11 protein-coding genes are annotated in these 12,317 nt (G+C 73.5%); 6 read left to right on the forward strand and 5 right to left on the reverse strand.

Annotation, left to right across the window (positions count from 1 at the left end; genetic code table 11):
- Positions 1–5: 5 nt before the first annotated feature.
- Positions 6–3,233, reverse strand: a complete 3,228-nt coding sequence (gene icmF / locus CHC11_RS20085; protein ID WP_245919473.1) for a fused isobutyryl-CoA mutase/GTPase IcmF — start codon at positions 3,231–3,233, stop codon at positions 6–8.
- 89 nt (positions 3,234–3,322) lie between these two features.
- Between icmF and CHC11_RS20090 the strand changes: the two genes are divergently transcribed.
- The 4 genes from CHC11_RS20090 to CHC11_RS20105 all read left to right on the forward strand — a co-directional run bounded on the left by CHC11_RS20090 (position 3,323) and on the right by CHC11_RS20105 (position 7,578).
- Positions 3,323–3,865 (forward strand): MarR family winged helix-turn-helix transcriptional regulator, encoded by a 543-nt coding sequence (locus CHC11_RS20090; RefSeq protein WP_089313463.1) that lies wholly within the window; start codon positions 3,323–3,325, stop codon positions 3,863–3,865.
- Positions 3,862–5,133 carry a hydroxyacid-oxoacid transhydrogenase gene (locus CHC11_RS20095; RefSeq protein WP_089313284.1) on the forward strand — a complete coding sequence of 424 codons (1,272 nt, stop codon included), beginning with the start codon at positions 3,862–3,864 and terminating at the stop codon, positions 5,131–5,133. The genes CHC11_RS20090 and CHC11_RS20095 overlap by 4 nt, the downstream gene beginning before the upstream one ends.
- Positions 5,134–5,477: 344 nt before the next feature.
- On the forward strand, positions 5,478–6,278 hold the full coding sequence (locus CHC11_RS20100; protein ID WP_089313285.1) for a tryptophan 2,3-dioxygenase: 801 nt from the start codon (positions 5,478–5,480) through the stop codon (positions 6,276–6,278).
- Positions 6,268–7,578 carry an FAD-dependent oxidoreductase gene (locus CHC11_RS20105; protein WP_089313286.1) on the forward strand — a complete coding sequence of 437 codons (1,311 nt, stop codon included), beginning with the start codon at positions 6,268–6,270 and terminating at the stop codon, positions 7,576–7,578. The genes CHC11_RS20100 and CHC11_RS20105 overlap by 11 nt, the downstream gene beginning before the upstream one ends.
- Here the strand turns inward: CHC11_RS20105 and CHC11_RS20110 are convergent.
- Positions 7,561–8,991, reverse strand: a complete 1,431-nt coding sequence (locus CHC11_RS20110) for an MFS transporter (protein ID WP_245919475.1) — start codon at positions 8,989–8,991, stop codon at positions 7,561–7,563. The two genes, CHC11_RS20105 and CHC11_RS20110, sit on opposite strands and share 18 nt — an antisense overlap.
- A gap of 257 nt (positions 8,992–9,248) precedes the next feature.
- Between CHC11_RS20110 and CHC11_RS20115 the strand changes: the two genes are divergently transcribed.
- Positions 9,249–9,491: a hypothetical protein gene (locus CHC11_RS20115; protein WP_089313287.1), complete on the forward strand. Its 243-nt coding sequence runs from the start codon at positions 9,249–9,251 to the stop codon at positions 9,489–9,491.
- On the opposite strand, the gene CHC11_RS20120 is transcribed toward CHC11_RS20115, so the two are convergent.
- Genes CHC11_RS20120 through moaA form a run of 3 tightly spaced genes read right to left on the reverse strand, consistent with a single transcriptional unit; the run spans position 9,488 to position 11,372 of the window.
- Complete coding sequence (locus CHC11_RS20120; RefSeq protein WP_089313288.1) at positions 9,488–9,760, reverse strand: DUF6457 domain-containing protein; 273 nt, start codon at positions 9,758–9,760, stop codon at positions 9,488–9,490. The genes CHC11_RS20115 and CHC11_RS20120 overlap by 4 nt on opposite strands.
- Positions 9,761–9,810: 50 nt before the next feature.
- Positions 9,811–10,377 carry a molybdenum cofactor guanylyltransferase gene (gene mobA / locus CHC11_RS20125; protein WP_089313289.1) on the reverse strand — a complete coding sequence of 189 codons (567 nt, stop codon included), beginning with the start codon at positions 10,375–10,377 and terminating at the stop codon, positions 9,811–9,813.
- A gap of 5 nt (positions 10,378–10,382) precedes the next feature.
- Entirely contained in the window at positions 10,383–11,372 is a 990-nt protein-coding gene (gene moaA / locus CHC11_RS20130) for a GTP 3',8-cyclase MoaA (protein ID WP_218826166.1), read from the reverse strand.
- Positions 11,373–11,478: 106 nt separating this feature from the next.
- On the opposite strand from moaA, the gene CHC11_RS20135 reads away from it, so the two are divergent.
- On the forward strand, positions 11,479–12,306 hold the full coding sequence (locus CHC11_RS20135) for an alpha/beta hydrolase (RefSeq protein WP_089313291.1): 828 nt from the start codon (positions 11,479–11,481) through the stop codon (positions 12,304–12,306).
- Positions 12,307–12,317: the final 11 nt, after the last annotated feature.

Raw genomic sequence — 12,317 nt, forward strand, 5'->3', positions numbered from 1 at the left:
GGGCGTCAGACGTTGCGGCGGTACTGGCCGCCGACCTCGAAGAACGCATCGGTGATCTGCTGCAGGCTGCACACGCGCGCCGCGTCCATCAGCACCGCGAACACGTTCTCGCCGGACCGGGCCGCGTCCTTGAGCGCGGCGAGGGCGGCCCGCGCCCCGTCCCGGTGCGCCTCCTGGTAGCCGTGGACGCGGTCGAGCTGGGAGCGCTTCTCGTCCTCGGTGGCGCGGGCGAGCTCGATCGTCTCCGGCGTCCCGTCGCCGTCCTCGGGGCCGCGGAAGGTGTTGACGCCGATGATCGGCAGCGAGCCGTCGTGCTTGCGGTGCTCGTACAGCATCGACTCGTCCTGGATGCGGCCGCGCTGGTAGCCGGTCTCCATCGCGCCGAGGACGCCGCCGCGCTCGCTGATGCGGTCGAACTCGGCCAGCACCGCCTCCTCGACCAGGTCGGTCAGCTCGTCGATGACGAACGACCCCTGCAGCGGGTTCTCGTTCATCGCCAGGCCCCACTCGCGGTTGATGATGAGCTGGATCGCCAGGGCCCGCCGCACCGACTCGGCCGTCGGCGTGGTGACCGCCTCGTCGTAGGCGTTGGTGTGCAGGCTGTTGCAGTTGTCGTAGACGGCGATGAGCGCCTGCAGCGTCGTGCGGATGTCGTTGAAGTGCATCTCCTGCGCGTGCAGGGAGCGCCCGGACGTCTGCACGTGGTACTTGAGCTTCTGACTGCGCTCGTTCGCCCCGTACCGGTCGCGCATGGCCACGGCCCAGATGCGGCGGGCCACCCGTCCGAGCACGCTGTACTCGGGGTCCATCCCGTTGGAGAAGAAGAACGACAGGTTGGGCGCGAAGTCGTCGATGTCCATGCCCCGGGCCAGATAGGACTCGACATAGGTGAAGCCGTTGGCGAGGGTGAACGCGAGCTGGCTGAGCGGGTTGGCCCCGGCCTCGGCGATGTGGTAGCCGGAGATGGACACCGAGTAGAAGTTGCGGACCTTGTTGGCGATGAACCACTCCTGGATGTCGCCCATCATCCGCAGCGAGAACTCGGTGGAGAAGATGCAGGTGTTCTGCCCCTGGTCCTCCTTGAGGATGTCGGCCTGCACGGTGCCGCGCACGGTGGCCAGCACGCGCGCGCGTATCTGCGCGGCCTCCTCCTCGGACGGCTCGCGGCCGTTCTCCTCGGAGAAGGCGTCCATCCCCTGGTCGATGGCCGTGTTGAGGAAGAACGCCAGGATCGTGGGCGCGGGACCGTTGATGGTCATCGACACCGAGGTGGTCGGGGACGCCAGGTCGAACCCGTCGTAGAGCGCCTTCATGTCGTCCAGCGTGGCGATCGAGACCCCGGACGTGCCGACCTTGCCGTACACGTCGGGGCGCTCGTCGGGGTCGCGCCCGTAGAGGGTGACCGAGTCGAACGCGGTGGACAGGCGTGTCGCGGGCTGGCCCTCCGACAGCAGCTTGAAGCGGCGGTTGGTGCGGAAGGGGTCGCCCTCCCCCGCGAACATGCGGGCGGGATCCTCGTTGTCGCGCTTGAACGGGAACACCCCGGCGGTGAACGGGAACCGGCCGGGCAGGTTCTCGTTGCGCAGGAACCGCAGCAGCTCGCCGTGGTCGGTGTAGCGCGGCAGCGCAACGCGGGGGATCCGGCTGCCCGACAGGGACTCGCGCGTGAGCCTGGTGCGCAGCTCCCTGTCGCGGATCTTCACGACCTGCTCGTCGCCGGAGTAGGACTCCATGACGGCGGGCCAGTTCTCGACCAGTCCGGCGTTCCCGGGCTCCACGTCCCGGCGCGCCTTCTCCAGCAGGCCCTCGACCTCGGAGGCGTCCGTCAGCTCGGCGCGCACCTCGTCCAGCCGCTGGACGCGCCGCACCGCCTCCATCTGCCTCAGCGTGTCGGCGTGGTAGCCCCGCACGGTCTCGGCGATGTCGGACAGGTACCGCACGCGGTTCGGCGGGATGACGGTCGCGGCGCCGGTCGACACCTTGGTCGCGACCCTGGGGAGGGCGCCGTCCTCCAGGTGCAGGCCGTGCTCGCCCAGCAGCCCGCCGAGGTGCTGGTAGAGCGCGGTGACGCCGTCGTCGTCGAACGTGGCGGCGCTCGTGCCGAACACCGGCATGTCGTCGGGCCGCCGCCCGAACGCCTCCCGGTTGCGCACGAGCTGGCGGCCGACGTCCCGCAGCGCGTCGGCCGCGCCGCGCCGCTCGAACTTGTTGATCGCGACCACGTCCGCGAAGTCGAGCATGTCGATCTTCTCGAGCTGGGACGCGGCGCCGAACTCCGGCGTCATCACGTAGAGCGACACGTCCACCAGCGGCACGATCGCGGCGTCGCCCTGCCCGATTCCGGGCGTCTCCAGGATCACCAGGTCGTAGCCGGCGGCCTTGTAGGCGGTGACGATGTCCCCGACGTTCTCCGGCAGCTCCCGCGCGCCCCGGGTGGCCAGCGAGCGGAAGAACACGCGGTCGCCGTCGAGCGAGTTCATCCTGATCCGGTCGCCCAGCAGCGCGCCGCCGCCGCGCCGCCGCGTCGGGTCCACGGCGAGCACCGCGACGCGCAGCCGGTCGCCCTGGTCGACGCGCAGCCGCCGCACCAGCTCGTCGGTGAGTGACGACTTCCCGGATCCGCCCGTCCCGGTGATCCCCAGCACGGGGACCCGGCGCCCGGCCGCCGCCTCGGCGAGCCGCGCGCGGGCGTCCTCGGGCAGGCTCCCGGCCTGGAGGCAGGTGATGGTCCGGGCGAGGGCGCGCCGCTCCCCCGCCACCACGGCGCCGGCCGGAACGGGCTCGGCGGCCAGGTCGACGTCGCACTCGCGGACCAGCTCGTTGATCATGCCGGGCAGGCCGAGCCGCTGCCCGTCCTCCGGGGAGAAGATCCGCACGCCCGCCCCCGACAGCCGCGCGATCTCCTCGTGCACGATGACGCCGCCGCCACCGCCGAACACCTTCACGTGCTCGGCGCCGGCCTCCTTGAGGCTGCGGGACAGGTACTCGAAGTACTCGACGTGGCCGCCCTGGTAGGAGCTGATCGCCACGCCCTGCGCGTCCTCCTCCAGGACGGCGTCGACGACCTCGCGGACGGAGCGGTCGTGCCCGAGGTGCACCACCTCGGCGCCCTGGGACTGCAGGATGCGCCGCATGATGTTGATGGCCGCGTCATGCCCGTCGAACAGCGCCGCCGCCGTCACGAAGCGCACCGGGTGCACCGGCGAGTGCAGCTCCCCCGTCACCGTCCCCACCCCAAACCTTGGACATCCAATATTTGGAAGTTAAAATAGTTTCCGTGCGCGACGCAGTCAAGACCGCATACGGTGGGCCGGTGCCCGACATGCCCGATCCCATCGCCGAGGCCCACCGCCAGTGGAGCGGCCGCTGGCCCGAGCACGCCGACCGCATGGCGGCCGTCACCTCGGTGATGCGGGCCCAGCAGCTCCTGCTGAGCCGGATCGAGGCCGTCCTCAAACCCTACGGGCTGACGTTCGCCGCCTACGAGGCCCTGCGCCTGCTCGCCTTCGCCCGCACCGGGACCCTTCCCATGGGCAAGATGGGCGCCCGCCTCATGGTGCACCCCGCGTCCGTGACCAACGTGATCGGCCGCCTGGAGCAGCGGGGCCTGGTCGGCCGCCGGCCCTCCCCCGACGACCGCCGCGTCGTCCTCGCCGCCATCACCCCCGCGGGCCGCGACCTCGCCGAGGAGGCCACGCTGGCCCTCAACGAGTCCGGCTTCGGCATCGCCGGCCTCCCCGCCGCCGAGGCCGCCGACATCACCACCGCCCTTCGCCGCGTCCGCCTGGCCACCGGCGATCTCGACCAGTTCGAGGAGCCGGCGCCTCCGGGAGGGCCGCAGGGGTGTGGCACCTTGGGGGGATGACGAGCGAGACGGTCTTCACTTACGGGGCGCCGCAGCTGAAGTTCGGGAGCGGGGCGGCGGACGAGATCGGGTTCGATCTGGCGCAGTTCGGGGCGCGGCGGGTGCTGGTCGTCACCGATGCCGGGATCGCGGCCACGGGCGGGCCGCGGCGGATCGCGGACGCGATGAAGGCGTACGGCATCGAGGCCGCGGTGTTCGACGGCGTGCGCGTCGAACCGACGGACGCGAGCATGCGCGAAGCGGCCGGGCACGCCCGGGAGACCGGACCCTACGACGCCTACGTGGCGGTCGGCGGCGGGTCGAGCATCGACACCGCGAAGGCGGTCAACCTCCTCACGACCAACGAGGGCGATCTCGCGGAGTACCTGAACCCGCCGGTCGGGGCGGGGCGGGCGCCGGAGCGGCCGCTGCTGCCGCTGGTGGCCGTCCCCACCACGACGGGCACGGGCGCGGAGAGCACGACGGTCTGCGTCCTGGACGTCCTGGACCTGCGGGTCAAGACCGGCATCAGCCACCCGCGGCTGCGGCCTGAGCTGGCCGTGGTGGACCCGGACCTGACGATGTCGCAGCCGCCCGGCGTGACCGCGTCGGCGGGGATGGACATCCTGTGCCACGCCCTGGAGAGCTACACCGCGCGGCCCTACGACCGGTACGAGCGCAAGAGGCCCGAGGAGAGGGTGCCGTACTGCGGAGCCAACCCGGTGTCGGACATGTGGGCGGAGAAGTCGCTGAGCCTGCTGTCGCGGTCCTTCCGCCGGGCCGTCGCGGACGGGGAGGACCGGGAGGCGCGCACCGACATGGCGCTGGCGGCGACGTTCGCGGGACTCGGATTCGGCAACGCCGGGGTGCACATCCCGCACGCCAACGCCTACCCCATCGCCGGGCAGGTCAGGGACTTCCGGCCGGACGGCTACCCGGACGGGGAGGCGATGGTCCCGCACGGCATGTCGGTGTCGCTGACCGCGCCCGAGGCGTTCCGGTTCACCTTCGAGGCGCGCCCCGAGCGGCACGTCCGGGCCGCGGAGCTGCTCGACCCGCGGATGGAGCGGCCGGACGACCCGGCCGAGCACCTGCCGCTGGCGGTGCTGCGGCTGATGCGCGACATCGGCATCCCGGACGGGATCAGCGGCGTCGGGTACGGGGAGGGCGACGTCCCCGCGCTGGTGGAGGGCGCGATGAAGCAGCAGCGGCTGCTGGCGACCTCGCCGCGCCCGGTGGACGAGGAGGCCGTGGCCGGGATCTTCTCGCGGTCGCTGCGGCTGTGGTGACCCGACGCGGGCGGACCGGGCGTCGAGCTCCGGCCGGGAGTCCGGCAGGCAGTGAGCGCCCCTGAGGCGGTGAAGGGTCCTGTCCGACGCGGCGAGGGCACCGAAGATCGCGCGGGCGTCGCCGTCGCGCGCCCTCGTCCGCCGTGGCGTGCACCCGGGACGGGACGCTGAGGCGAGCGCGACGAACAGGTCCCCGACGGCGTCCTTCCGGCGCCTCCCGGCCCGATCCCGAATCAGGTTCTGAGCGAAGGGGGATATGGCCGCCGCACGGCCACCCACCGCCTGGACGTGCTGGTCCATCCCTTATGCTGCGGATCACATCCGTTGTGTCGCAAGGAGGCGTGATGGCGGATTCGCCGACGATGACGTACGGCGGCTATCTGAGGCTCGACGACCTGCTTTCGTGCCAGGAGCCGAAGACCCGCGCGCACGACGAGCTGCTCTTCGTGATCATCCATCAGGTCTACGAGCTGTGGTTCAAGCAGATCCTGCACGAGGCCGCGCTGCTGCAGAGCCGGCTGGAGGAGGGCAACAGCGCCGGGTCGCTGCACACCGCCCGCCGCATCGCCAAGATCCTCAAGACCGTCGTCGGGCAGCTGGACGTGCTGGAGACGATGACGCCCCGGCAGTTCGCCGCGTTCCGCGACGCGCTCGGCAACTCCAGCGGCTTCCAGAGCGAGCAGTTCCGCGAGATCGAGGCCGTCCTCGGGCGGCGCTCCTTCCCCGCGTCCGACCTGCGCGGCGACGAGCGGCTCCAGGCGGCCGTGTCCCGCCCGTCGGTGTTCGACTCGCTGCTGCGCTACCTCGCCGGCCGCGGCCACCCCGTCCCGCGCGAGGCCCTGGAGCGGGACCTCCTCCGGCCGTGGGAGCCCGACCCGGGGGTGCAGCAGGTCCTGCTCGCCGTCTACGCGGACGAGACCGGGCCGGCCGCCGAGGTCTGCGAGGCGCTCGTCGACATGGACGAGGGCATCCAGGAGTGGCGGTACCGGCACCTGAAGATGGTCGAGCGGACGATCGGCGCGAAGATCGGCACGGGCGGGTCGGCCGGCGCCGACTACCTGCGCAGCACCCTGTTCGCCCCGGCCTTCCCCGACCTGTGGGAGGTCCGCTCCCAGACCGGGGAGGCCCCCCTCCATGGCGGCTGAGGGAGGCGAGCGGGTCGCGATCGTCGGCGCGGGCCTGGCGGGCTGCCTGCTCGCGGTGCTGCTCGGCCGCCGCGGCATCCCCGTGACGGTGTACGAGCGGCGCCCCGACCCGCGCGTCGCGGGCGCCGAGCGCGGCCGTTCGATCAACCTGGCGGTCTCGGCCCGGGGCCTGGCCGCGCTGGAGCAGGTCGGCCTGCGCGACCGGTCGCTCGAGCAGGCGCTGCCCATGCACGGGCGGATGGTGCATCCCCTGCCGGGCGCGCAGAACTTCCAGCCCTACAGCGCCGACGGCGAGCGCGCCATCAACTCCATCAGCCGCGCCGAGCTGAACCGGTCGCTGCTGGACACCGCCGAGAGCACGCCGGGGGTCACGCTGCGGTTCTCCCAACGCGTCACCGGCGTGGACGTCGAGGCCGGCGCCCTCCTGCTGGAGGACGCGGACCCCGAGCCCGCCGACGTCGTCCTGGCCGGGGACGGCGCCTACAGCGCGGTCCGCCGGTCGCTGCGCCTGGACGAGGACGCCGACTTCCTGGAGCACGGCTACAAGGAGCTGACCGTCCCGCCGAAGGACGGCGGGTTCGCGCTCGACCCGGACGCGCTGCACATCTGGCCGCGCGGCACCTCGATGATGATCGCGCTGCCGAACCTGGACCGCTCGTTCACCTGCACGCTGTTCTGGCCGAAGGAGGACTTCGCCGCCCTCGACACCCCCGGGAAGATCACCGCCCACTTCGAGCGGCACTATCCCGACGTGGCGGGCCTGATGCCCGACCTGACCGGCGACTACGAGCGCAACCCGGTCGGGTCGCTGGTGACCGTCCGGTGCTGGCCGTGGACGCGCTGCGGCAAGGGCGCCCTGGTGGCGCTGCTGGGCGACGCCGCACACGCGATCGTGCCGTTCTTCGGGCAGGGCGCCAACTGCGCGTTCGAGGACTGCATCGAGATCGACCGGTGCCTGACCGAGACCGGCGGCGACTGGGCCCGCGCGCTGTCGCTCTACCAGGAGCGGCGCAAGGCCAACACCGACGCGATCGCCGAGATGGCGCTGGACAACTTCGTCGAGATGCGCGACCGGGTGTCCTCGCCGGTCTACCGGGCGAAGCAGGCGGCGACGCACGCGCTGGAGCGCCGCCTGGCCGGACGCTACGTCTCCCGCTACGAACTGGTGTCGTTCTCGACGATCCCGTACGCGCGGATCCCGGCGCGGATCAGACGGCAGAACCGGGTGCTGGCCGCGGCCGCCCTCGGCTCCGCGGCCGCCCTCGGACTGGGCCTGCGCGCCCTAGCCCGGCGGCGCTGAGGCCGGGCGGCGGCCGGCGAGCAGGTCGGCGACGGCCGCCGCCAGCGCCGCCAGCACGAACACCAGCACGACGATCAGCCCGTGCCGGAACGCGGCCGCCCAGTCCCCGCCCGTCCCGGCGATCGTGGCGAAGAACACCGCCCCGACCGCGGCGACGCCCATCGCGGTGCCGACCCGCTGTCCGGTCTGCAGGACGCCCGCCGCGCTGCCGCCCTCGGTGTAGTCCACCTCCGACAGCGTGATCGTCTGGTTCGGCGAGATCACCAGGCCGCTGCCGATCCCGGCCAGCAGCAGCGGCGCCGCGGTCGCCCAGGCCACGCCGCCGCCGGGCCTCAGCTCGACGGCGAGCCACGCCGCGCCGAGCCCGGCCAGCACCAGGCACAGGCCGACGGCGACGAGGGGGCGGCCGTAGCGGGAGACGATCCGGCCGCCGAGCGCGGACGCGACACCGGACCCGACCGCGAACGGGGTGATGGCCAGCCCCGCGCCGAGCGCGCTGTAGCCGAGGCCGTTCTGGAGGTAGAGGGTGAAGATGAAGAAGACCGCGGTGAACCCGGCGAAGTACAGCAGCGCGATCGCCGAGCCCAGCGTGTAGGAGCGGAGCCGGAACAGCGCGAGGACGACCATCGGCGTCCGCGCCCGCCGCTCCCAGGCCGCGAAGGCCGCCAGCAGCGCGGCGCCCGCGAGGATCAGCAGCCACTTCAGGTCGCTGTGCCACTGCTGCTCCTGGACGAGCGGCAGCAGCAGGCACAGGACGCCCGCGCCCAGCAACAGCACCCCGAGCGGGTCCAGGCCCTGCCGCTGCCCGTAGATCGGGGCGGGCAGCAGCCGCCACGCCAGGAACAGCGCCGCGATCCCGACCGGGATGTTGACGTAGAACACCCACCGCCAGCCCTCGGCCGGGCCGGCGACCGCGATCAGCCCGCCGCCGAGCAGCGGGCCGACGGCGGTGGCGATTCCGATGACGGCGCCGAGCGCCCCGAACGCCCGTCCCCGCTCGGCGCCCCGGAACAGCTGCTGGATGAGCCCGGCGACCTGCGGGTTGAGGATGCCGCCCGCGACGCCCTGCACGAGCCGGGCGAGGACGAGCAGCAGGATCGTCGGGGCGATGCCCGCCCCCGCGCTCGCCGCCGTGAACAGGGCGAGCCCGGACATGAACACGGCCCGGCGGCTGCGGGCGTCGCCGAGCCGCCCCGCCGGGACCAGGACGAGCCCGAACGTCAGCGCGTACCCCGACAGGATCCACTGGAGCTGCGCGTCGGACGCGTCCAGGCCCGCCCGGATCGACGGCAGCGCCACGTTGACGATGCTGACGTCCAGCAGCGTCATGAACGCCGCGACGAGGCAGACCGAGAGCGCCTGCCAGCGCCGCCGCTGCTCCGCCGGGGTCCGGGCGTCGCCCTCTGTTCGCACGGCGGGGTCCTATCCGAAGAGCACCGGAACCAAACGCGCCCCAGCCGCACCGGACCGCACGGCCGGCCGGCGGACCGAGGCCCCCCGCAACGACCCCACCGACGCGATCGCGTCCGAAGGCAGGTTCGAGCTTGCGAGAACCTGATCGCGCAGCGAGCCGCAAGGCGAGCCGGAGCGATGCCGGCGATCGCCCGCAGTACCCGACGATGGAGGGCCGCCAGGCCCGAAGGAGGAGGGCACTGCAATAAAGTCACAGCATGACCGACTCCGACCCGGGGACCGGCCCCGAGGAACCGCGGTGCTCCGCCAAGGGCTGCCGCGCCGACGCCGTGTGGGCGCTGCGGTGGAACAACCCGAAGATCCACACGCCGGAGCGGCGGAAGGTCTGGCTCGCCTGCGACGAGCACCGCGAGAGCCTGTCGGCGTTCCTGTCCCGCCGCGACTTCCTGAAGGACGTGGTGCCGGTCGCCGACCGCGACGAGCCCGCCGGGGGCGGTTAGACGTCGTCCAGGACCGGCTCGCCGGCCTGCTCGGGCACCTCGGCCCGCCAGCCCTCGGCCATCTCGGTCAGCCGCGCGGCGGCGTCCCGCGCGGGCACGCCGCGGCCGACCGCGAGGCCGAGCAGGTAGGCCGTCAGCGGCGCTCCGGGCCGCGCGACGTTGTGGGCGACGTCGCGGGCGAGGTCGAGTACCAGGCCCTGGTCGACGGCCCCGCGCTCCAGGCCCAGTTCGAGGCTCGCCGCGTTGATCCAGTCCTCAAGGGCAGACATGGGTTCCCCCTTCGAGCATTGGTCCTGGTGGTGTGCCCACTCTCCCACGATCAAAGCAGGCGCTCGGCGGCGGCCAGCTGTTCGGGGGTGTCGCAGTCGTACCATGCTGGGCGGTCGTCGGGCGGCAGCGCGACCGGCACGGGGTCCAGGGGGCCGAGGAGGCCGCGCAGGGACGCGCCCTCGTAGGCGGCCAGCGCCGCCCGCAGCGCGCCCGCGCGCCAGCAGCCCGCCAGCCACTGCTCGCGGCCGTCCCCGTCCACCAGGACGGCCCCGTCCCGCTCCCCCGCCGCCTCCAGCAGCGCCGCGACGTGGGCGGGGCGCAGGAACGGCAGGTCGGCGGCCAGCAGCGCCAGCCTCGGCGCGCGGACCTCGGCGAGCCCGGCGCGCAGCGCGGGCACCGGCCCGGCGCCGGGCGGGTCCTCGCGGACGACGACGGCGCCCGGCAGGACGTCGCGGCGCGGCCCCACCACGATCAGCCGGGACGCTCCGGACGCGGCCGCCGCCGCCCATTCGATCAGCCGGCGTCCCCCCGCGGGGGCGGCGGGCTTGTCGGCGCCGAACCGCCGTGCGCGCCCGCCCGCGAGCAGCACGGCGTCGTAGGACGTGCCGGCGTCCACGCGGCTCAGCCGCCGATCGCCGACATGGGCCGGGCGGGCTGGAGGAACGCCGGGTCGTCGATGCCGTGCCCGGCGCGCTTGGTCCGCACGGCCCTGCGCCAGCGGTCGGCCAGCTCGGCGTCGGCGGCGCCGTCGCGCATCGCGTCCCGCAGGTTGGACTCCTCGGTGGCGAACAGGCAGTTGCGGACCTGACCGTCGGCGGTGAGCCGCACCCGGTCGCAGGCGCCGCAGAACGGCCGGGTCACCGAGCCGATCACGCCGACCGTCTCGGGGCCGCCGTCGACCAGGAACGACTCGGCGGGGGCGCTGCCGCGCTCGTGCCCGGTGTCGGGCACCAGGTCGAACTCGGCGGACAGCCGGTCCAGGATCTCGTCCGCGGTGATCATGTTCTCGCGGGTCCAGCCGTGCTGGGCGTCCAGCGGCATCTGCTCGATGAACCGCAGCCGGTAGCCGTGCTCCAGGCTGTAGCGCAGGAGCGGGACCGCCTCGTGGTCGTTGACCCCGCGCATCAGCACCGTGTTGATCTTGACCGGCGCGAGGCCCGCCCGCCCTGCCGCCGCCAGCCCCTCCAGTACGTCGGCGAGCCGGTCGCGGTGCGCGAGGCGGCGGAAGATCTCGCGGTCGAGGGTGTCGAGGGAGACGTTCACCCGGTCGAGCCCGGCCTCGGCCAGCGGTGCGGCCAGCCGGTCCAGCCCGATCCCGTTGGTGGTCAGCGAGATCTGCGGACGCGGCGCCTGCTCGGCCGTCCGCCGCACGATGCCGGCGAGGCCGCGCCGCAGCAGCGGCTCCCCGCCGGTGTAGCGGACCTCGGTGACGCCGAGGTCGCGCACGGCGAGCCCGACCAGCCGGACGACCTCGTCGTCGGTGAGCAGTTCCGGTTTGGGCAGCCAGTCCAGCCCCTCCGGCGGCATGCAGTACGAGCACCGCAGGTTGCACCGGTCGGTGAGGGAGACCCGCAGGTCCGTCGCGGTACGGCCGAAGGTGTCGACCAGCACGGGCACCCCTTCCTGTCGCGGTCTGGACTTCCAGCCTATTGCGGCGGTTGACGATCCGTTCCCCGCGGGAGACGGTGATCTTGCGCCGAGGAGCGGGGAGGCCGGAGTGGCGACGTCGCGGGAGTGGGAGTTCGCGGGCACGCGGGGAGCGGTCACGGCCCGGATCTGGGCGGACGGCGAGCCCCGCTACGTCGCGGTGCTCGTGCACGGCTACGGCGAGCACCTCGGCCGCTACGACCACGTCGCCGACGTCCTGGTCCGGCACGGGGCCGTCGTCTGCGGCCCCGACCACGCGGGCCACGGCCGCTCGGCCGGCGACCGCGTGCTGGTCGAGGACTTCGAGGACGTCGCCGCCGACCTGCACACGGTGGTGGAGGCGGCCCGCGGCGACCACCCGGGCCTGCCCGTGGTCATGATCGGCCATTCCATGGGCGGGCTGATCGCCACCCGGTACGCCCAGCTGCACGGCGACGCCCTCGCCGCGCTCGTGCTGTCCGGCCCGGTCCTCGGCCGCTGGCACGTCGTCGAGGAGCTGCTGCCCCTCGACGCGATGCCGGACGAGCCGATCGACACCGCCACGCTCTCGCGCGACCCGGCCGTCGGCAGGGCCTACACCGAGGACCCGCTGATCTGGCACGGCCCGTTCAAGAAGCCCACCGTCCGGGCGCTGGACACCGCCCTTCGCCGCGTCGACGAGCACGGCTCGCTGGGCGCGCTGCCGACCTTCTACGTCCACGGCGGGGCCGACGAGCTCGTCCGCCCGCGGGACACCCGCGCCGGCATCGACGCGATCCGCGGAGACGACCTGACCGAGCGCATCTACCCGGACGCCCGCCACGAGGTCTTCAACGAGACCAACCGCGACGAGGTCCTCGCCGACGTCACCGCCTTCATCGACCGCGTCCTGCCGGGGGCGCCGGGTTCCGGCTCGTGACGCGGACGAGG

Source organism: Actinomadura mexicana (genome assembly GCF_900188105.1).
Lineage (GTDB): Bacteria > Actinomycetota > Actinomycetes > Streptosporangiales > Streptosporangiaceae > Spirillospora > Spirillospora mexicana.